Consider the following 18,864-nt stretch of genomic DNA (forward strand, 5'->3'; position numbering starts at 1 on the left):
CGGCCTCTCGGCATAACCCCCGGCCCGCCCGGGGCCCGCCGGCCCCCGCCCCCCCCCCGGCCCCCCCACCCGCGGTGGGCGCCCCGGGCGGGGGCCCCCAAACGGCGTGTCGTGACCGGGCGGTCAGCGCTCCGGGAAGCGGTGCCGCTCCAGCAGGCGGGCGAAGCCGTCCCAGAAGTCCTCGTCGGCCCGCTCCCCGGGGCCGCGGACGGCGACCCCGGCCAGGTCGGTCGGATCGCCGGCCCCGGCCGCGCGGACGAGCCCGGCGCCCGATCCGAGGACCGCCACCGGCTTGCCGTGCCGCAGCGCCTCGGTGACGAACCGTACGGCGTCCGGATCGGCGGTGAGGTCGCTGCCGGTGCCGCCCGGCACGATCACGGCGTCGTAGAGGACGCCGGTGCCGTCCGGTACCACCACGGCGTCGTAGAGGACGGACGCGGTGGTGGGCAGCGGGCGGTCCACCACGAGGCGGCCGCCGTCCCGTGCGGGCAGTTCGCCGCCGTGTGCGGCGAGGGTCTCCACCGTGGCACCGCGGGCACCCAGGTGCTCGTGCGCGGCCCGCACCTGGTCGGCGTCCGCGCCGGGGCCGACCAGCACGGCGACCTTGCGGGTGCGGATGCCGGAGCCGCGCAGGTGCTCCAGGCTCAGCGCGGGGGAGACCAGCGGCCCGGCCGCGCCGGCGTCCTCCTGCGCCGGGGCGTCCAGCTCCGCCGGCTCCGGCTCGGGCACGCCGATCCGCCGGGCGACCTCCGCGGCCAGGACGGGGTCGACGTGCACGAGGTTGCCGACGGTGCGCCGCCGCACCTCCTCGTCGACCACCTTGCCCAGCTCGAACGCGAAGGCGGCGGTGATGTGTTCCTGCTCCCAGCCGGTCATGCTGCGCCAGAACAGGGTGGCCTGGCTGTAGTGGTCGGCGAAGCTGGGGCTGCGCCGCCGGATCGTCCGGCCGTCGACCCGCTCCTGGTAGTGCTGGAAGACCCCCTCCGGCAGCCGGCCGCCGCCCATGGTGAACGGGCAGCCGCCTCCCACGGAGTTGGGCGAGTAACCGTGACCCGGGTGGATGGTCTGCTGGCCGTGGCCGTCGCGGTGGTTGACCCGGACGTCGGCCAGCGGCCGGTTGACCGGCAGCTGCGAGAAGTTGGGGCCGCCCAGGCGGATGAGCTGGGTGTCGAGGTAGGAGAAGTTGCGGCCCTGGAGCAGCGGGTCGTTGGTGAAGTCGATACCGGGGACGATGTTGGCGGTGTGGAAGGCGACCTGCTCGGTCTCGGCGAAGAAGTTCTCCGGATTGCGGTTCAGGACCATCCGCCCGACCGGCCGGACCGGCACGAGCTCCTCCGGTACCAGCTTCGTCGGATCGAGCAGATCAAAGGGGAACGCGAACTCGTCCTGCTCCGGTATCAGTTGGACGCCGAGCTCGTACTCCGGGAAGTCGCCGTCCGCGATCGCCTCCCACAGGTCGCGGCGGTGGAAGTCCGGGTCGCGTCCGGCGGTGAGCTGGGCCTCGTCCCAGACCTGGGAGTGCGTTCCGAGCAGCGGCCGCCAGTGGAACTTCACGAAGGTCCCGCGACCGTCGGCGTTCACCAGGCGGAAGGTGTGGACGCCGAAGCCCTGCATCATCCGGTAGCTGCGGGGGATGGCCCGGTCGGACATCGCCCACATGAGCATGTGGGTGGACTCGGGCTGGAGCGAACAGAAGTCCCAGAAGGTGTCGTGGGCGGAGGCGCCGGTGGGGATCTCGTTCGGGGCCTCCGGCTTCACGGCGTGCACGAAGTCGGGGAACTTGGCGGCGTCCTGGATGAAGAACACCGGCATGTTGTTGCCGACCAGGTCGTAGTTGCCGTGGCGGGTGTAGAACTTGGTGGCGAAGCCGCGGACGTCGCGCACGGTGTCGGCGGAGCCGCGCGGGCCCTGGACGGTCGAGAACCGGACGAAGACCGGAGTGCGCCGGCCGGCCTCCTGGAGGAAGTCGGCGCAGGTGAACTCGGCGAGCGATGCGTAGGGTTCGAAGAATCCGTAGGCGCCCGCCCCGCGGGCGTGCACCACCCGCTCGGGGATCCGCTCGTGGTCGAAGTGGGTGAGCTTCTCCCGCAGCTGGAAGTCCTCCAGCAGGGTGGGCCCGCGATCGCCGACCGTCAGCGAGTTGTCGGTGTCGTCGACCCGCACGCCCTGGTCGGTGGTCAGCGCACCGTTCGGGTCAGGAGCCCGGGCGGCGTCCAGCGCGGCGTCCTTGGCATCGCGCCCGTGCTCCACGGGCGGCCCCGGATTCGGGGTCCCGGTGACGAGGGGCGCGTGAGGGCGGTGCTCGGGAGGTCCGGGGTTGATCGTCATGGCACGCTCTCCGTCCTGGAAGGGGCCGGGCCGGCGCTCTCCGGGCGCCCGGCCTGGGTCGGCGGTGCGGCTGCCCGATGGGCGGGAGTGCAAACCGGGCGGCGCGCGTCCGGGCCCCGGCCCGGCGGGGGCTCAGCGGTCCCGGTCCCTCCGGTGGGCGTGACGGCGCAGCACCGAACGGGGGAGGACGAGCCAGCAGACGCAGAACCACGCCAGCGCCGCGCCGCTGAGCACCCAGGCCGCCGGTGAACTGTCGGTGGCGGTGCGCAGGAGCAGCAGCAGCGCGGCCGAGATGGTGAGGGCGAGCAGCACCAGGCCGAGGCCGATGAGCCGCCCGGCGACGTGGATGAGCTCGGGCTTCATGCCGTGGCCGGACATGAAGCGGTGGAACGCCACGGGGGCGATGAGCGTGCCGGTGGCGAAGGCGCCGAGCAGGACGGTGGCCACGTAGAGGTGCTTGTCGAAGTCCGGCAGTGTCGCGAAGCGGGGGGTGAAGGCGGTGGCGAGGAGGAAGCCGAAGAGGATCTGGGCGCCCGTCTGGCAGACCCGCACCTCCTGCAGCATCTCGTTCCACAGGCGGTCGGCACGCTCTTCCGGAGTCTCGTCCCGCCCCCGGGCCGGTCGGTCGTGGTCTGCGGTCATCGGCGGGTCCCCTGCGGCGGTCGGGGCCGGGCGCCGACGGGGCGGCGCAGCGCGGCGAACGGGTATCGGCGGCCGGTGTGCCCTCGGCGGGACCGGCGCCGCACCCGTCTGCCCAGTCTGGCGACGGCCACGCAGGGGCGCCACCGGGAGCGGCGGCCCGGCGCGGGGCGGGCGGCGGAAACCCGCCGGGCGGCGCTCGCGGGCCCGGGGCGACCGCGTCCGGGCACCGCGGCCGCGGCCTCCGCCGGCCGGGTTTCGGCCGGCCCCGACGGGTCAGACGAGAGCGCGGGGAGTTTCTCCCGGTCCCCCCGCCGGCGAGTCGAGCTGCGAACGGAGCCCAACAGATGAAGGTCTCGGACTACATCCTCGAACGTTTGCGGCAGTGGGACGTCGAGCACGTCTTCGCCTACCCCGGTGACGGCATCAACGGCCTGCTCGCCGCCTGGGGCAGGGCCGACGACAAGCCGCAGTTCGTGCAGGCGCGGCACGAGGAGATGGCCGCCTTCGAGGCCGTCGGCTACGCCAAGTTCTCCGGCCGGACGGGCGTGTGCGCCGCGACCTCCGGCCCGGGCGCGATCCACCTGCTGAACGGCCTCTACGACGCCAAGCTCGACCACGTCCCGGTCGTCGCGATCGTGGGCCAGACCGACCGCAGCGCGATGGGCGGCTCCTACCAGCAGGAGGTCGACCTCCTCTCGCTCTACAAGGACGTCGCCTCCGCCTACTGCGAGATGGTCACCGTCCCCGAACAGCTGCCCAACGTGCTGGACCGGGCGATGCGCATCGCCACCACCAGCCGCACCGTCACCGCCGTGATCGTCCCGGCCGACGTCCAGGAGCTCGACTACGAGCCGCCGGCCCACGCCTTCAAGATGGTGCCCTCCAGCCTCGGCGTCGGCCGGTACGCGCCGGTGCCGTCGGACGCGGACCTCGCCCGCTGCGCCGAGATCCTCAACGCCGGGGAGAAGGTGGCCGTCCTGGTCGGCCAGGGTGCCCGGCGGGCGCGCGCCGAGGTCGAGCAGGTCGCCGGGATCCTCGGCGCCGGGGTGGCGAAGGCGCTCCTCGGCAAGGACGTGCTGCCGGACACGCTGCCCTACGTGACCGGCTCGATCGGCCTGCTGGGGACGCGGCCGTCCTACGAGCTGATGCGCGACTGCGACACCCTGCTGGTGATCGGCTCCAGCTTCCCGTACACCCAGTTCCTCCCCGAGTTCGGCAAGGCCAGGGCCGTGCAGATCGACGTCGACCCGTCGATGGTGGGCCTGCGCTACCCGTTCGAGCTGAACGTGGTGGGGGACGCGACGGAGACCCTCAAGCGGCTCATCCCCCTGCTGGACCAGAAGACGGACCGGTCCTGGCGGGAGACGGTCGAGGAGAACACCGCCCGCTGGTGGGAGGTCATGGAGCGGCGCGCCGCCGTCTCCGCCGACCCGCTCAACCCCGAGCACGTCGTGCACGCCCTCGACGCCCTGCTGCCGGAGAACGCCATGATCGCCGCGGACTCCGGGTCCGCCGCCAACTGGTACGCCCGCCACCTGCGGATGCGCGGGACGATGCGCGGCTCCCTGTCGGGCACCCTCGCCACCATGGGCCCCGGGGTCCCCTACCTGATCGGGGCGAAGTTCGCCCACCCGGACCGCCCCGCCATCGCCATCGTCGGGGACGGCGCGATGCAGATGAACGGCCTCGCCGAACTGATCACCGTCGCGAAGTACTACCAGCAGTGGTCGGACCCGCGGCTGATCGTCGCCGTCCTCAACAACCAGGACCTCAACCAGGTCACCTGGGAGATGCGGGCCATGCAGGGTGCCCCGCAGTTCGAGGCCTCCCAGCACCTCCCGGACGTGCGGTACGCCGACTTCGCCGTCCAGCTCGGCCTCTACGGCACCCGGGTGGAGAAGCCCGAGGACGTCGAGCCGGTGTGGCGCCAGGCGCTCGCCTCGGAGCGGCCGTACGTCATCGACTTCCGCACCGACCCGGCCGTGCCGCCGATCCCGCCGCACGCCTCGCTCGACCAGATCACCGCCGCCGCCTCGGCGGTCCTCAAGGGCGACAGCGACCGCGGGTCCATGGTCAAGCAGGGCCTCAAGGCGAAGATCCAGGAGTTCCTGCCCGGCAGCGGCAAGGAGTGAGCGCGATGACCGAGGCCCCGGCCGCACGGCACCTGCCCGGGCTCGTGCCCCGCGCGGTGCACGACGTACGCCACGGCCGCTTCGAGCGGTCCCTGTCGCTGCTGATGTCGGGCGGCGCCCTGGTGACGGCCGCCGAGATCTACCTGGAGCACGACCGCGCGAGCTTCGGCAACCGCGTGATGTGGTGGCCGGTCGTGCTGGGGCCGCTGGCCGCCGCGGCGGGGGTGGCGGGATTCGCCAGCGAGCGCGCCGCGCACACCGTGCTGCCCGTGATGTCGGCGGCCGTGGTGGCCAACGGCCTCCAGGGCACCTACCTGCACGCGCGGGGCGTCGCCCGCAAACCCGGGGGCTGGGCGATGGCCCGCTACAACGTCGAGATGGGCCCGCCGCTGTTCGCACCGCTCCTGGTGACGATGGTCGGGGGGATGGGCCTGCTCGCCGCCGTCCTGCGCCGGGAGCGGTGACCGTGCCCGCGCGCCGCCGGCCCGCCCGCCGGACCGTCCCCTCCGGTGAGGCGGGCCGGCGCTTCCCCGGCTTCGACGTCCTGGACCAGTCCGACGCCTGGGATCCGGCGACCGCCGCCACCGTCCACCAGCGCCTCCAACTCCAGCCCGACCTGCGGTACTTCACCCCGGCGGAGGAGGCCAGCGCGGGCGCCCTGGTGGACCGGCTGCTCGCCCAGGACGGCCCGCCGGAGTGCCCGAAGGTGCCGGTCCTCCAGATGATCGACGCCCGCCTCGCCGAGGCCCGGACGGACGGCTGGCGGTACCGGGACATGCCCGAGGACGGGGAGGCCTGGCGGGCCTCGCTGCGGGCCCTCGACGAGGACGCCGCCGACCGGTACGGCGCGCCGTTCGCGGCGCTCGACCCCGACCGGCAGCGCGCCCTCGTCCAGGCCGTCCAGGACCTGCACGGCAAGCCCTGGCACGGCATGCCGGCGGCCCATGTGTGGAGCCTGTGGACCAGGTACGCCTGCACCGCCTTCTACGCCCACCCGTGGGCGTGGAACGAGATCGGCTTCGGCGGGCCGGCCTACCCGCGCGGCTACGCCCGCCTCGGGGTGGGGGCGCGCGAACGCTGGGAGCACCCGGACGCGGACCCCGCCGACCCGGCCGGACCCGCTCCCGGGGGAGACGGTCCCGAGGACAGCCCCGCCAGTCACGGCCCCCGCGACCACGACTCCGCCGACGACAGCCCCGCCGACCGAAAGGACAGGACGTGAGCCGACGTCTGGAAGCGGTACGGTCCACGCTGGCCCTCACGGCCGGATCGCAGCAGGAGATCCGGGACCGCAACGCCTCCGCCTGGCTGCTGCCGGATGACGGAAGCCGGTTCGACCACGCGCTGGTCGAGAACATGCGCCGCTTCGACGACACGGACGAGGTGGACCTGGTCATCGTCGGCTGCGGCGCCGGCGGCGCCACCCTCGCCCAGCGGATGGCGCACGCGGGGTGGTCCGTGGTCTGCCTGGAGGCCGGGCCGTTCTGGGATCCGGACACCGAGTGGGTCAGCGACGAGGCCGGCTCCCACCACCTCTACTGGACGGAGCCGCGGGTGATCTCCGGGCAGGACCCGGTCCCCATGGGTTCCAACAACTCCGGCCGCGGCGTCGGCGGTTCGACCGTGCACTTCGCCGGATTCGTGCCCCGCCTGCACCCCAGCGACTTCTCCACGTTCACCGACGACGGCGTCGGCGCCGACTGGCCGATCCGCTACGAGGACCTGCGCCCGTCCTACGAGCGGATCGAGCAGGAACTCCCCGTCGCCGGGCAGTACTGGCCGTGGGGCGACCCGCACGCCTACCCGCACGCCCCGCACCCGGTGGGCGGCAACGGCGAGATCTTCCTGCGCGGCGCGGCCGCCGCCGGGATCGAGGCCCGGGTGGGCCCGGTCGCCATCACCAACGGCCGGTTCGGGAACCGCCCGCACTGCGTCTACCGGGGCTTCTGCCTCCAGGGCTGCAAGGTCAACGCCAAGGGTTCCGCCTTCGTCACCCACGTCCCCGACGCCCTCGCGCACGGCGCCGAGATCCGCACCGACGCCATGGTCACCGCGATCGAGACCGACGCCGACGGCAGCCGCGCCACCGGGGTCCGCTATCTGCGCAGGGGGCGCGAACACCTGCAGCGCGCCCGGACGGTGGCCGTCGCCGGGTACGCGATCGAGACCCCGCGGCTGCTGCTCAACTCCGCGAACCGGCGCTTCCCCGAGGGGCTCTGCAACGACCACGACCTGGTCGGCCGCTACGTCATGGTGCAGGGCGCCCCGCAGACCGCCGGGCGCTTCGCGGAGGAGATCCGCGCGTACAAGGCGCCCCCGCCGGAGGTCTCCTCCGAGGCCTTCTACGAGACCGACCCCGGCCGCCCCTACAAGCGGGGCTTCGCCGTCCAGACCGTCTCCCCGCTGCCGATCACCTGGGCCGAGCACGTGGCGGCCCAGGGCCACTGGGGGCACGACCTGCGCCGCTACCTCCAGGACTACATCCACTGGGCCACCCTCGGCGCCCTGTGCGAACTCCTCCCGCAGCCCGACAACCGCGTCACCCTCGCCACCGAGAAGGACCGCCACGGCCTGCCGGTGGCCGACTTCTCCTACACCCAGTGCGACAACGACCGGGAGGTGATCAAGGCCGCCCGGTCGACCATGGAGGAGATCCTGCGGGCGGCCGGCGCCACCGAGGTCATCACCATCGAGCGCTACGCCCACCTGGTCGGCGGCTGCCGGATGGCCCGGGACGCCGAACACGGCGTCGTCGACGCCGACCTGCGGAGCTTCGCGATCCCCAACCTGCTGATCACCGACGGCAGCGTGCTGCCCACCCAGGGCTCCGCCAACCCGGCGCTGACCATCATGGCCCTCGTCGACCGCGCCGCCGGGCGGCTGGCCGCCGGAGCCCGGTCCGGCCTGCGCGCACCCGCCGGGAGGAGCGCCCGATGACCGACACCGACGGACCGCCGCTGGAGCGGATCGACGTCCAGGTGCTGACCGTGCCCACCGACGCGCCCGAGGGCGACGGCACCCTCGCCTGGGAATCCACCACCATGGTCCTCGTGCACGCGCACGCCGCGGGCACCACCGGCACCGGCTGGACGTACGGCGCCGCCGCCACCGCCGACGTGATCAGGGACGAACTGGCCGGGGTGGTCACCGGGCAGTCCGTCCTCGACGTCCCCGCCCGCAACGAGGCGATGACCCGGGCGGTGCGCAACGCCGGCCGCCCCGGTCTGGTCGCCGGCGCGGTCTCCGCGGTGGACATCGCCCTGTGGGACGTCAAGGCCCGGCTGCTCGGACTGCCGCTGGTCCGCCTGCTCGGCGCCGCCCGCACCGAGGTGCCGGTCTACGGCAGCGGCGGCTTCACCACCTACGACGACGCGCGGCTTGCCGACCAGCTGCGCGACTGGACGGACCGGCAGGCCGTCCCCCGGGTCAAGATCAAGATCGGCGAGTCCCGCGGCACCCGCGAACAGCGCGACCTGCACCGCGTCGAGCGGGCCCGGGAGGTCATCGGCGACGCCGCCGAACTGTACGTGGACGCCAACGGCGCCTACACCCGCAAGCAGGCCGTACGGATCGGCCGCACCCTCGCCGGACTGGGGGTGAGCTGGTTCGAGGAACCGGTCTCCTCGGACGACCTGTCCGGGCTGGCCCTGGTCCGCGACGCCCTCACCGCCGACGTCGCCGCGGGGGAGTACGGCTACGACCTGCCCTACTTCGCCCGGATGATCCCGGCGGTGGACTGCCTGCAGGCCGACGCCACCCGCTGCGGCGGCCTCACCGTCTGGCTGCGGGCGGCGGCCCTCGCCGAGGCGCACGGCCTCCAGCTCTCCGGCCACTGCGCCCCGCACGTCCACGCCCACGCCGCCGCGGCCGTCCCCAACCTCCGCCACCTGGAGTGGTTCCACGACCACGTCCGGATCGAGAACCTGCTCTTCGACGGCGCCCTCGACCCCCGCGGCGGGGTGCTGCGCCCCGGCGCGGACGGCGCGCCGGGCCTCGGCCTCACCCTGCGCGCCGACCGCGCCGAGCAGTACCGCACCGGCTGAGCACCGACCCGCCACCCCGCCGAAGGAGAGCCGAGCCCGTGACCGACGACCGCCCCCAGCCCCACGCGCTGCGCGACTACGCCCTGCTGGCCGACGGCGAACGCGGCGCCCTGGTGGGCCCCAGGGGCGACCTGGTCTGGATGTGCGCACCGCGCTGGGACAGCGACGCCGTCTTCTCCGCGCTGATCGGCGGCCCCGGCTGGTACTCCGTCACCCCCGCCGCCCCCTTCGTCTGGGGCGGCTACTACGAGAGCGGCACCCTGATCTGGCGCAGCCGCTGGGTGACCACCGGCGGCATCGTCGAGTGCCGCGAAGCCCTCGCCCACCCCGGCGACCCGCACCGCGCCGTCGTGCTGCGCCGGATCCTCGCCGTCGACGGGCCGGCGACCGTGGACGTGACCCTGCGGGCCGCCGCCGCGTTCGGCGAGCAGCCCGCCCGCGACCTGCGGCGCGACGAGACCGGGCGCTGGACGGGCCGGGCCGGCGACCTGCACCTGCGCTGGACCGGCGCACCGGCGGCCCGGCCCCGCGACGACGGCGGCCGCCCCACCCTCCACACCCGTCTGGAGCTGGCCGCCGGCGCGCACCACGACCTCGTACTGGAGCTCTCGGACCGGCCGCCCGGCCGGGTCGCGAGCGCCGACCGGCTCTGGCGGTCCACCGAGGCCGCCTGGGCGCAGCAGGTCCCGACCTTCCCCGACGCGCTCGGCTCCCGCGACGCCCGGCACGCCTACACCGTCCTGCGCGGCCTCACCGGTGCCCACGGCGGCACCGTGGCCGCCGCCACCACCAGCCTCCCCGAACGCGCCGAGCAGGGGCGCAACTACGACTACCGCTACGTGTGGATCCGCGACCAGGGCTACATCGGCCAGGCCGTCGCCGCCGCCGGTCCGCACCCGCTGCTCGACGACTCGGTCCGCTTCACCACGGCCCGCCTCCACGAGCACGGCCCCGACCTAGCCCCCGCGTACACCACCACCGGCGCCGCCATCCCGGACCGGCGCACCCTGGACCTGCCGGGCTACCCGGGCGGCTTCGACGTGGCGGGCAACCACGTCAACCGGCAGTTCCAGCTCGACGCCCTCGGCGAGTGCCTGCTCCTCCTCGCCGCCGCCGCCCGCCACGGCCGGCTGGACACCGACGGCGTCCAGGCCGCCCGGATCGCCGCCGACGCCATCGCCCACCGCCACACCGAGCCCGACGCCGGGATCTGGGAACTCCACGACGACCACTGGACCCACAGCCGTCTCACCGCCGCCGCGGGGCTGCGGGCGGCCGCCACCGCCGGCGCCGCCGACCGCTCCACCGCCGGCCGCTGGGAGGCGCTCGCGGACGAGATCACCGCGCGGACCGCCGCCACCGGCACCCACCCGACCGGCCGCTGGCAGCGCACCCCCACCGACCCCGGCGTCGACGCCGCCCTGCTGCTCCCCGCGATCCGCGGCGCCGTCGCCCCGGACGACCCGCGCACCCGCGCGACGCTCGACGCGGTACGGGCGGAACTCTGCCGGGACCACTACGCCTACCGGTTCCGCCACGACGAGCGGCCGCTGGAGGACGCCGAGGGAGCGTTCCTGCTCTGCGGCTTCGTCATGGCGCTCGCCGAACACCAGCAGGGCGACCCGGTGGAGGCGGCCCGGTGGTTCGAGCGCAACCGGGCGGCCTGCGGACCGCCCGGCCTGTTCGCGGAGGAGTTCGACATCGCCCAGCGCCAGCTCCGCGGCAACCTGCCGCAGGCCTTCGTCCACGGCCTGATGCTGGAGGCCGCCGTGCGGCTGGCCGGGCCCACCCGCTGATTGCGCCGGCCGTCCCTGTCTGCGACGGCCTGCGCGTGGTAGGCGCGAGGACGGGGACGACGGCGTGGAGGCCACCATGGCTGAGGACCGGGACCGGGACCGGGACGCGACCCCGGGCACGGCGGGCACAGCGGGCGCGACGGTGGCGCCCGGGCGCCGCAGCGCCGCCTCGGTCGCCCTGGAGGTCTGGAAGCAGGGCCGCTCGGTGGAACTCCTGCAGCGCTCGATGGCCTTCGCCGCGCTGTTCTTCGTCACGCTGGTGCCGCTGCTGATCGTGATCGCCGCGGCCCCGCCCACCCGGAACAGCGGAATCAGCCAGTGGATCACCGACGGCCTGGGCCTGACCGGCCCCGGCGCGCAGGCCACCCGCGGCCTGTTCGCCTCCCGCGGCCAGATCCTCAGCACCACCACCGGCTTCGGCCTCGCCGCCCTGACGGTCTTCGGCATCTCCCTGATGGCCTCCGTCCAGACCGTCTACGAGCGCATCTGGCAGCTCGAACGCGGCCCCTGGCACGCCGTCTGGCGCCAGGCCCTCGGCCTGGCCGGACTGACCGCCTACATCCTCGTCGCCGCCTGGAGCGGCAGCCCGTGGCAGGGCAGCGCGGCCCAGCCCGCGCTGCGCCTGGCCGCCACCGTGCTCGGCGGCGTCCTGCTGTTCTGGTGGCTGCAGCGCCTGCTGCTCGGCGCACGCGTCCCCTGGCTGTGGCTGCTCCCCGGCGCGCTGGCCACCATGGCCGCGCTGACCGGGCTGCGGTACTTCTCCCGGCTGGTCCTCGCCCCGCTGCTGGTCTCCAACGCGGTCTCGTACGGGACGGTCGGCGCGGTCCTGGTGGTGCAGTCCTGGCTGATCGGCGTGGGCTACACCATCTACGGCGGGGCGCTCGCCGGCCACGCGATCATGAGGAGACGGGCGAGCCTGGCGTCCGACGGCGCCGTGCCGGCCGACCGCTGACGGGTGAGCGCCGACCGGCGACCGTTCCGGGGCGCCCCGGTACGCGTGGGATCGGCGGGAGCGGGCACACGCCCGCACAGCCGAGGCCGTCCGGCGGCCCGGCCCCTCGCCACCCGTACTCCCGACCCTTCCCGGTCACGTCCAGCCGAGGTGAGAACCCCTTGACCAACATCTCGCGCCTGCCCGGCGCCTTCGACCACCGTTGGAACTGGCAGCTCGCCGCCGCGTGCCGCTCCGTCGACACCGCGTTGTTCTTCCACCCGTTCGGTGAACGCGGCCACGCACACGACGACCGGGAGGAGCAGGCGAAGCGGATATGCCGGGGCTGCCCCGTCCGCGAAGAGTGCCTCCGGCACGCTCTGGAGGTGCGTGAGCCGTACGGCGTCTGGGGCGGTCTGTCGGAGACGGAGCGTGCCGACCTGCTCGGCCCCGTCCGCTCCCCGCAGGCCGCGTGACCGGCACGCCGGAGCCGGGCCCCGGGACCGCCCGGGTGGCCTCCTGATTGAGCGCCCGCGATCGGGGCAGGCGCGCCGGTGTACGGAATGCCCGATCCTGTCGATTCGGAAGGAGACCGTTGTGAGCAAGGTGAAGGAGTCCATCGACGTGGACGTCCCGCTGCACAGCGCCTACAACCAGTGGACGCAGTTCGAGGACTTCCCGCGTTTCATGGAGGGCGTGGAGGAGGTCCGCCAGACCGACGACCGGCACTCGCACTGGACGACGAAGGTCGCGGGTGCGCGCCGCGAGTTCGACACCGAGATCGTCGACCAACTCCCCGACGAGCGGATCTCCTGGCGCACCGTCGGCGGTGACGTCCAGCAGATGGGAGTCGTGACCTTCCAGCGCCTCGACGACTCCCACACCCGGGTGAGCCTGGCCATGGACTTCCACCCGAAGGGCATGGCCGAGAAGGCCGGTGACCTGCTCGGTGTCCTGGACCGGCAGGTCAAGGGCGATCTGAAGCGGTTCAAGGGCTTCATCGAGGAACAGGGCCGCGAGAGCGGAGGCTGGCGCGGCCGGCTCTCCCCCGAGGGCACCGGCGGCCAGGGCACCGGCGGTCAAGGCGCCGGCGGTCAGGGCTCCGGCGGGCCCACGGCGCTCGGCGACGCGCCGCCGCGCGAGCGGCCCCAGGCCCGGATGACCGGTGAGGGCGCACCGCCCCTGCCGGCGGACCCGGACGACATGCGACACGGCTGACCCGCCCCGATGCCCGGGCCCCGGCGCCCCGAACCACGGCGCCGGGGCCCGGGCATCGCCGGTCCGCGCCGCCACCGTTACCCGGAAGGACAGGTAGACCCATGACCGAGTACGGCTACTTCCTCTCCTGCGAGGAGTTCACCCCGGCCCAACTGCTCGACCAGGCCCGGCTCGCGGCCGAGGCCGGCTTCACCCGGCTGGCCGTCTCCGACCACTTCCACCCGTGGAACGACGCCCAGGGCAGCAGTCCGTTCGTCTGGTCGGTGATCGGCGCCCTCTCGCAGACCGTCGACCTGCCGGTCACCACCCTCGTGACGTGTCCGACGGTGCGCCTGCACCCGGCGGTCACGGCGCAGGCCGCTGCCACCTCCGCCGTCCTGCTGGGCGGGCGCTTCACGCTGGGCGTCGGTACCGGCGAGGCGCTCAACGAGCACGTGCACGGGGATCGTTGGCCCTCGTTCGACGAACGGGCCGAGATGCTGGAGGAGGCCCTGGAGGTGATGCGCAAGCTGTTCACCGGCGAGCAGGTGTCCCACCGCGGCCGGCACTACACCGTCGACAACGCCCGCCTCTACACCGTCCCCGCCGAGGCACCGCCGGTCTACGTCTCCGGCTTCGGGCCGAACGCCGCCGCCCTCGCGGGCCGGATCGGGGACGGCTTCGTCACCATGACCCCCGACCGCGACCTGGTCGGCGCGTTCCGTGCGGGCGGCGGCGCCGGCAAGCCGGTGATCGGCGGCGTGAAGGTCTGCTGGAACGACGACCGGGACAAGGCCGTCGACCTGGTGCACCGGCTCTGGCCGACCGAACTGCTGCCGGGCGAGCTCGCCCAACTCCTCCCCACCCCGGCCCACTTCGAGCAGGCCAGCGAACTGGTCACCCCCGAGATGGTGGCCGAGGCGGTGACCTGCGGCAACGACGTGGACGAGCACGTCGCGACCCTGCGGTCCTACGTCGACGCGGGTTTCGACGAGGTCTACGTCGGCCAGATCGGCCCCGACAACGAGGCCTTCTTCGACCACTACCGCCGCGAGGTCCTGCCGGCCCTCCCGCGCTGACGGGCCCGCACCGCGCCGGGGGCGCCGACGGACCGGTCCGTCAGCGCCCCCGGCCGAGCGCGCTGTCCGCCAGCCCCGCCAGCAGCGCCGCCACGTCCTCATGGACCTCCAGCGCCCCGGCGGCCCGCAGGTCCCGCTCGCTCCAGCCGCCGGACAGGACGGCGACGCACGGCACCTCGGCGGTCGCCGCGGCCTGCACGTCCCACGGGGTGTCCCCGACGAAGACCGCCTCCTCGGGTCGCGCGCCGGCCTTGTCGAGCGCCGCCCGGACGAGGTCGGGGGCGGGCTTGCTCGCGTCGACGTCGTCCGCACCGGTGGCGGCGGCCACCACGTCGTCCGCGTCGAGGACGTCGCGCATCACCGCGAGGTCCCGCCCGGAGGCCGAACTCGCCAGCACCACCGTCCAGCCCCGCGCGGCGACCGCGCGCAACAGCGCGGCCGCCCGGTCGAAGGGCCGCAGCACGGGCCAGAAGCGGGCATAGAGCGCCTGGTGGGCCGCGCTCAGGTCACCGTCCCCGGACCGGTCCCGGTCCCGGCCGAGGACGTGGTCGAGCAGCTGGTCGCCCCCCATGCCGATCGACGCGTGGATGCGCGCCATCGCCGGGGTGTGCCCGTACTGCGCCAGCGCCTCGGCCCAGGCGAGGGTGTGCAGGTAGTTCGTGTCGAGGAGGGTGCCATCGACGTCGAACAGCGCTGTCGGTGCCATCGGGCGCCTCCTGTCCGTCACGGTTCGGTCCGCCGCCGACGCTACGGCGGCCCCGGGCCGAACGCGACCGGGCCGGGCGCGTTTGACCTGCGCGGCGCCGGACAGACGACGGTCATGACTGCATCGAGGCGCACCGAACGGGTCGTGGTGGTGACCGGCGCGAGTGCCGGAATCGGGCGCGCCTGCGTCCGGGCCTTCGCCGAGCGGGGCGACAGGCTCGCGCTGATCGCCCGCGGCCGGGCGGGCCTGGAGGCGGCGGCCGCGCAGGCCCGGGAGGCCGGTGCGACGGTGATCACGATCGAGGCCGACACCGCCGACCCCGACGCCGTCGAGGCCGCCGCCGAGCGCGTCGAGAACGAACTCGGGCCGATCGACGTGTGGGTGAACGACGCCTTCACCTCCGTGTTCGCGCCCTTCACCGAGATCACCCCGGAGGAGTTCCGCCGCGTCACCGAGGTCAGCTACCTCGGCTACGTCTACGCCACCCGCAGCGCCCTGCGGCGGATGCTGCCGCGCGACCACGGCACGCTGGTGCACGTCGGTTCCGCGATCGCCTACCGGGGGATCCCGCTGCAGAGCGCCTACAGCGGCGCCAAGCACGCCCTGCAGGGGTGGCACGAGGCGCTCCGCTGCGAGCTGCTGGCCTCCGGTACCGCCGTGCGGACCACGATGGTGCAGATGCCGGCGGTGAACACCCCGCAGTTCGACTGGGTGCTGTCGCGGCTGCCGAACCGCGCCCGGCCCGTAGCCCCGATCTACCAGCCCGAGGTCGCGGCCCGCGCCGTGCTGCACGCCGCCGACCGGCCGCAGCGGCGGGAGTACTGGGTGGGCGGCAGTACGGCGGCCACCCTGCTGGCCAACGCGGTCGTGCCCGGGCTGCTGGACCGCTACCTGGCCCGGACCGGCTTCGACTCCCAGCAGACCGACCGCCGCCGCCGCGACGACGAGCCCGCCAACCTGTGGCGGCCCGTCGACGCGCGGGAGGACCACGGCGCCCGCGGCCGCTTCAGCGACAGCTCCCACGACCGGAGCCTGCAGTTCTGGGCCACCACCCACCGGGGGCCGCTCGCCGCCGCAGCGGTCGCCGGCCTCGCCCTCGGCCTCGGCCTGTACGCCGGGCGGACGCGATGACGGGCGTGCGGGGCAGGGCGCCGCGGCGCTCGTGGCGTCCCCCGGCGCGTCCCTCGGCCCGAGCCGCCCCGCCCGCCCGCTTCGGTGAGCCCGGGACGGTGCCCGGGCGACGGGTGGGCCCGCGTGCCGTCGCCCGCGTCCGCGCAGCGCGGGTGATAGGCAGTGGGGCATGACCCTCTCCCACCCCGCCGCCCGGAGCGACGGTGCACGCGGGCGGTTCGAGCGGCTCGCCGAGGCCGCCTCCAACCTCACCAGCTCCCCGGCGTTCTCCGTGTTCTGCGTCCTGCTGGTGGCCGCCTTCGTCGCGGTCCACGCGGCCGGACTGTCGACGGAGTGGCAGATCCTCGTCGGCGACACCATGACCGCGATCACCCTGCTCCTGCTGGCGCTGCTCAAGAACGCCGAGCGCCGCGCCGAACACGCCATCCAGCGCAAGCTCGACGCGATCGCCGCCGCCCTGCTCGAACAGCACGAGGGCCACGAGGGCGAGGCCCACCTGGCGCTCCGCGAGGCCATCCGGATGGAGGAGCGGCTCTGAACCCCCGCCCGGTCCGGGTGGCCACCGCGCCCCCGGCCCGGCCCGCCCGCCGGGCGGAGCCCCGCAGCGAGGGGCACCATGGGAGGAGTACCGCCGTTCGGCCCGGGCGCCCGCGACGCGGTCGCGAGGCACGCGAGCGCCGACCCGACAGACCCTCGCCCCTGGAGGTCACGTGAGGTCACCTCAACTCCTGGCCCAGCCCCTGGGCGTCTACCTGAACGACCACCTCACCGGAGCGTTCGGCGGCGCCGCACTCGCCCGCCGGATGGCCGACTCCCATGCCGACAGCCGGCGTGCCGCCGAACTGCGCGAGCTGGCCCGGCAGGTCGAGGAGGACCGCGACGAACTCGTCCGCATCATGAACCGGCTGGGCGTGCCGGTGCGGCACTACCGCACCTGGCTGGGCATCGCCGGCGAACGCATCGGGCGGCTCAAGCCCAACGGCACCCTGGTCCACCGCGCCCCGCTGTCCGACCTGGTCGAGCTGGAGATGATGCGGACCGGGGTCGCGGGCAAGACCGCCCTCTGGCGCGCGCTGCGCGCCATCGCCGACGAGGAGCCCCGCCTCGGCCGCGACGACCTGGACCGGCTCATCGCACGCGCCACCGACCAGGCCCGCACGCTGGACGGCTGGCACCGCCTGGTCAGCGCCGAGGTGCTCGCCGGGGGCGGCGCCGGATCCGGCGGGCCCTCGCCGCTCTGAACGCGGGGGCGTGGAACTCCGAACCGGGGGAAGGCGCCTGCCACCACTGGTGACACCGACCTCGGAGGCTGTTCGGGATGGTTCCTCTGCTGCTCGTCCTGCTGCTGGTCCTGATCCTCTTCGGAGCCGGATTCGCGCTGAAGGCCCTCTGGTGGGTGGCCCTCGCGGTGCTGGTCATCTGGCTGCTCGGCTTCGTCGCGCGCGGCGCGAGCAGTTCGGGCGGCCGGAGCCGCTGGTACCGCTGGTAGACCCCGGGCCCGGCACGGCGAGCGGCCCGCCGCTCCCCGTGCCGGGCCTTGCCGCGGCCTTGCTGCGAACCGGTGGTGTCCGGAACGGGTGGGAATGTCCTCGCCCGTCCGGGGGAAGACGTGGCCCGGACCGTCCTTCCCCCCGACCCCTTGGGAGTGCACTGTGGCAGGCGACGACTTCGTCATCGACGTGAGCCGGATCCGGGACGAGGCCCGGAAGAAGATGGCCGAGGGCGCGGTGACCAGCACCTACGGCCTCGACACCGAGAAGGTGATCGCCGTTCTGAACGACGTGGTCGCCACCGAGGTGGTCTGCTGGCTGCGCTACACGCGGCACGCCATCTCGGCCACCGGCATCGACCGGGCCCAGGTGGCGGCCGAGTTCACCGAGCACGCCGCCGAGGAGATGCAGCACGCGCTGCGGGCCGCCGGACGCATCGCGCAGCTCGGCGGCGAGCCCGACTTCGACCCCAGCACCCTCGCCAGTCGTGCCCACACCGACTACACCACGCCGGACGAGAAGGACCTCACGGCGATGCTGGAGCACAACCTGCTGGCCGAACGCATCGTCATCTCCACCTACCAGGAGATCGCCCGCTGGCTCGGGGACCACGACCCGACCACCCGCCGCCTCATCGAGTCCATCCTCGAAGAGGAGGAGGAGCACGCCGACGACCTCACCGACCTGCTCGCCATCTGATTCCCGGCCGGCGGGCCGCCACCGGTGGATTGGCCGGCCCGCCGACGGACAGACGCACAGCATGGAACGGCCGACGGCGGTCGTGCGATCCGGGGAGACTGCGATGATCAAGATCCTCTACAAGCCGCTCGGGCTCCTGTTCGGCGTTCTCGGCGGGCTGATCGCGGGCGCCCTGTTCCGTCGCCTGTGGGCGCTCCTCGGACACGAGGAGGACGCTCCGGAGGCCACCGACCAGGAGCGCACCTGGCGGGAGGTGCTGACCGCGGCCGCCCTGCAGGGAGCGCTGTTCGCCCTCGTGAAGGCCGCGGTGGACCGCGGCGGCGCGGCCGGCACCCGCCGCCTGACCGGCACCTGGCCCGACTGACCCGCGGCCCGGCGAAGCCGCCAGGGCACGGGCCGCCGGCGACACAGGAGGGCAGACCCATGAAGGAGTTCGACCGCGAGCGGGCCCACCGGAAGTCCGAGGACCTCTCCCACCTCAAGGACGAGGTGGACGAGAAGAACACCGAGCACATCGATCGGGCCCGCCAGGGCCCGGGCGACGGCGGTGACCGCTCCGACGGCGGTGACCCCTCCGACGGCGGTGACCGCTCCGACGGCGGTGACCGCTCCGAGGACGGGGACGGCGACGCCGCCGAGCAGTCGTCGCGGCGGACCCCCTGACCCGACCGCCCCCGGTCCGGCCCGATC

19 protein-coding genes and 1 pseudogene are annotated in these 18,864 nt (G+C 74.4%); 17 read left to right on the top strand and 3 right to left on the bottom strand.

The annotated features are described in order from the left end of the window. Window positions 1-123: 123 nt before the first annotated feature. Together ACFWA9_RS31280 and ACFWA9_RS31285 are read right to left on the bottom strand one after the other, a co-directional pair. A complete protein-coding gene (locus tag ACFWA9_RS31280; protein WP_380391554.1) occupies window positions 124-2,328 on the bottom strand; it encodes a catalase in 2,205 nt (734 codons plus the stop codon). 132 nt (window positions 2,329-2,460) lie between these two features. After that, window positions 2,461-2,970 (bottom strand): DUF6328 family protein, encoded by a 510-nt coding sequence (locus ACFWA9_RS31285; protein ID WP_380391557.1) that lies wholly within the window; start codon window positions 2,968-2,970, stop codon window positions 2,461-2,463. Between the two features lie 344 nt (window positions 2,971-3,314). On the opposite strand from ACFWA9_RS31285, the gene ACFWA9_RS31290 reads away from it, so the two are divergent. From ACFWA9_RS31290 to ACFWA9_RS31335, 10 genes and pseudogenes are all read left to right on the top strand, one after another. Further along, entirely contained in the window at window positions 3,315-5,102 is a 1,788-nt protein-coding gene (locus ACFWA9_RS31290; RefSeq protein WP_380391560.1) for a thiamine pyrophosphate-requiring protein, read from the top strand. 5 nt (window positions 5,103-5,107) lie between these two features. Then, a complete protein-coding gene (locus tag ACFWA9_RS31295) occupies window positions 5,108-5,566 on the top strand; it encodes a hypothetical protein (RefSeq protein ID WP_380391563.1) in 459 nt (152 codons plus the stop codon). A 2-nt stretch (window positions 5,567-5,568) separates the two neighbouring features. Further along, complete coding sequence (locus ACFWA9_RS31300; protein WP_380391565.1) at window positions 5,569-6,324, top strand: gluconate 2-dehydrogenase subunit 3 family protein; 756 nt, start codon at window positions 5,569-5,571, stop codon at window positions 6,322-6,324. After that, window positions 6,321-8,039 carry a GMC family oxidoreductase gene (locus ACFWA9_RS31305; protein ID WP_380391568.1) on the top strand — a complete coding sequence of 573 codons (1,719 nt, stop codon included), beginning with the start codon at window positions 6,321-6,323 and terminating at the stop codon, window positions 8,037-8,039. Before ACFWA9_RS31300 ends, ACFWA9_RS31305 begins: the two co-directional genes overlap by 4 nt. Then, window positions 8,036-9,145, top strand: a complete 1,110-nt coding sequence (locus ACFWA9_RS31310) for an enolase C-terminal domain-like protein (protein ID WP_380391571.1) — start codon at window positions 8,036-8,038, stop codon at window positions 9,143-9,145. Before ACFWA9_RS31305 ends, ACFWA9_RS31310 begins: the two co-directional genes overlap by 4 nt. Window positions 9,146-9,183: 38 nt before the next feature. Continuing rightward, complete coding sequence (locus ACFWA9_RS31315; RefSeq protein WP_380391574.1) at window positions 9,184-10,941, top strand: glycoside hydrolase family 15 protein; 1,758 nt, start codon at window positions 9,184-9,186, stop codon at window positions 10,939-10,941. A 76-nt stretch (window positions 10,942-11,017) separates the two neighbouring features. Next, window positions 11,018-11,893 carry a YhjD/YihY/BrkB family envelope integrity protein gene (locus ACFWA9_RS31320; protein WP_352295457.1) on the top strand — a complete coding sequence of 292 codons (876 nt, stop codon included), beginning with the start codon at window positions 11,018-11,020 and terminating at the stop codon, window positions 11,891-11,893. A 161-nt stretch (window positions 11,894-12,054) separates the two neighbouring features. Further along, window positions 12,055-12,348, top strand: coding sequence for a WhiB family transcriptional regulator (locus ACFWA9_RS31325; protein WP_380391577.1), 294 nt, complete (start codon window positions 12,055-12,057; stop codon window positions 12,346-12,348). A 121-nt stretch (window positions 12,349-12,469) separates the two neighbouring features. Beyond that, window positions 12,470-12,928, top strand: a pseudogene (locus tag ACFWA9_RS31330) (SRPBCC family protein); the annotation flags it as partial. A gap of 263 nt (window positions 12,929-13,191) precedes the next feature. After that, on the top strand, window positions 13,192-14,148 hold the full coding sequence (locus ACFWA9_RS31335; protein WP_352295459.1) for a TIGR03557 family F420-dependent LLM class oxidoreductase: 957 nt from the start codon (window positions 13,192-13,194) through the stop codon (window positions 14,146-14,148). 40 nt (window positions 14,149-14,188) lie between these two features. Here the strand turns inward: ACFWA9_RS31335 and ACFWA9_RS31340 are convergent, their stop codons facing one another. Beyond that, window positions 14,189-14,854, bottom strand: a complete 666-nt coding sequence (locus ACFWA9_RS31340) for an HAD family hydrolase (RefSeq protein WP_380391580.1) — start codon at window positions 14,852-14,854, stop codon at window positions 14,189-14,191. A 114-nt stretch (window positions 14,855-14,968) separates the two neighbouring features. Between ACFWA9_RS31340 and ACFWA9_RS31345 the strand changes: the two genes are divergently transcribed. The 7 genes from ACFWA9_RS31345 (at window position 14,969) to ACFWA9_RS31375 (ending at window position 18,837) form a co-directional block, all read left to right on the top strand. Next, complete coding sequence (locus ACFWA9_RS31345) at window positions 14,969-15,985, top strand: SDR family oxidoreductase (RefSeq protein WP_359811853.1); 1,017 nt, start codon at window positions 14,969-14,971, stop codon at window positions 15,983-15,985. A 169-nt stretch (window positions 15,986-16,154) separates the two neighbouring features. Next, window positions 16,155-16,523, top strand: coding sequence for a low affinity iron permease family protein (locus ACFWA9_RS31350; protein ID WP_352295463.1), 369 nt, complete (start codon window positions 16,155-16,157; stop codon window positions 16,521-16,523). A 172-nt stretch (window positions 16,524-16,695) separates the two neighbouring features. Beyond that, entirely contained in the window at window positions 16,696-17,226 is a 531-nt protein-coding gene (locus tag ACFWA9_RS31355; protein WP_329485635.1) for a hypothetical protein, read from the top strand. Between the two features lie 77 nt (window positions 17,227-17,303). Then, window positions 17,304-17,474, top strand: a complete 171-nt coding sequence (locus ACFWA9_RS31360; protein ID WP_380391584.1) for a hydrophobic protein — start codon at window positions 17,304-17,306, stop codon at window positions 17,472-17,474. Between the two features lie 223 nt (window positions 17,475-17,697). After that, window positions 17,698-18,174, top strand: a complete 477-nt coding sequence (locus tag ACFWA9_RS31365) for a ferritin-like domain-containing protein (RefSeq protein WP_352295512.1) — start codon at window positions 17,698-17,700, stop codon at window positions 18,172-18,174. A gap of 103 nt (window positions 18,175-18,277) precedes the next feature. Beyond that, entirely contained in the window at window positions 18,278-18,538 is a 261-nt protein-coding gene (locus tag ACFWA9_RS31370) for a DUF4235 domain-containing protein (RefSeq protein WP_352295467.1), read from the top strand. A 59-nt stretch (window positions 18,539-18,597) separates the two neighbouring features. Continuing rightward, window positions 18,598-18,837, top strand: a complete 240-nt coding sequence (locus tag ACFWA9_RS31375) for a hypothetical protein (protein ID WP_380391587.1) — start codon at window positions 18,598-18,600, stop codon at window positions 18,835-18,837. The last annotated feature ends 27 nt before the right edge of the window (window positions 18,838-18,864 follow it).

Origin of the sequence: Kitasatospora sp. NPDC059973, assembly GCF_042737525.1 — a bacterium.
Lineage (GTDB): Bacteria > Actinomycetota > Actinomycetes > Streptomycetales > Streptomycetaceae > Kitasatospora.

Excerpts from the sequence above, each read along its gene's own strand:
- ACFWA9_RS31310 (WP_380391571.1), top strand. The coding sequence starts at position 8,036 with ATGACCGACACCGACGGACCGCCGCTGGAGCGGATCGACGTCCAGGTG.
- ACFWA9_RS31360 (WP_380391584.1), top strand. The coding sequence starts at position 17,304 with ATGGTTCCTCTGCTGCTCGTCCTGCTGCTGGTCCTGATCCTCTTCGGA.
- ACFWA9_RS31345 (WP_359811853.1), top strand. The coding sequence starts at position 14,969 with ATGACTGCATCGAGGCGCACCGAACGGGTCGTGGTGGTGACCGGCGCG.
- ACFWA9_RS31295 (WP_380391563.1), top strand. The coding sequence starts at position 5,108 with ATGACCGAGGCCCCGGCCGCACGGCACCTGCCCGGGCTCGTGCCCCGC.
- ACFWA9_RS31340 (WP_380391580.1), bottom strand. The coding sequence starts at position 14,854 with ATGGCACCGACAGCGCTGTTCGACGTCGATGGCACCCTCCTCGACACG.
- ACFWA9_RS31365 (WP_352295512.1), top strand. The coding sequence starts at position 17,698 with ATGGCCGAGGGCGCGGTGACCAGCACCTACGGCCTCGACACCGAGAAG.
- ACFWA9_RS31290 (WP_380391560.1), top strand. The coding sequence starts at position 3,315 with ATGAAGGTCTCGGACTACATCCTCGAACGTTTGCGGCAGTGGGACGTC.
- ACFWA9_RS31350 (WP_352295463.1), top strand. The coding sequence starts at position 16,155 with ATGACCCTCTCCCACCCCGCCGCCCGGAGCGACGGTGCACGCGGGCGG.
- ACFWA9_RS31370 (WP_352295467.1), top strand. The coding sequence starts at position 18,278 with ATGATCAAGATCCTCTACAAGCCGCTCGGGCTCCTGTTCGGCGTTCTC.
- ACFWA9_RS31280 (WP_380391554.1), bottom strand. The coding sequence starts at position 2,328 with ATGACGATCAACCCCGGACCTCCCGAGCACCGCCCTCACGCGCCCCTC.
- ACFWA9_RS31335 (WP_352295459.1), top strand. The coding sequence starts at position 13,192 with ATGACCGAGTACGGCTACTTCCTCTCCTGCGAGGAGTTCACCCCGGCC.
- ACFWA9_RS31375 (WP_380391587.1), top strand. The coding sequence starts at position 18,598 with ATGAAGGAGTTCGACCGCGAGCGGGCCCACCGGAAGTCCGAGGACCTC.
- ACFWA9_RS31320 (WP_352295457.1), top strand. The coding sequence starts at position 11,018 with ATGGCTGAGGACCGGGACCGGGACCGGGACGCGACCCCGGGCACGGCG.
- ACFWA9_RS31285 (WP_380391557.1), bottom strand. The coding sequence starts at position 2,970 with ATGACCGCAGACCACGACCGACCGGCCCGGGGGCGGGACGAGACTCCG.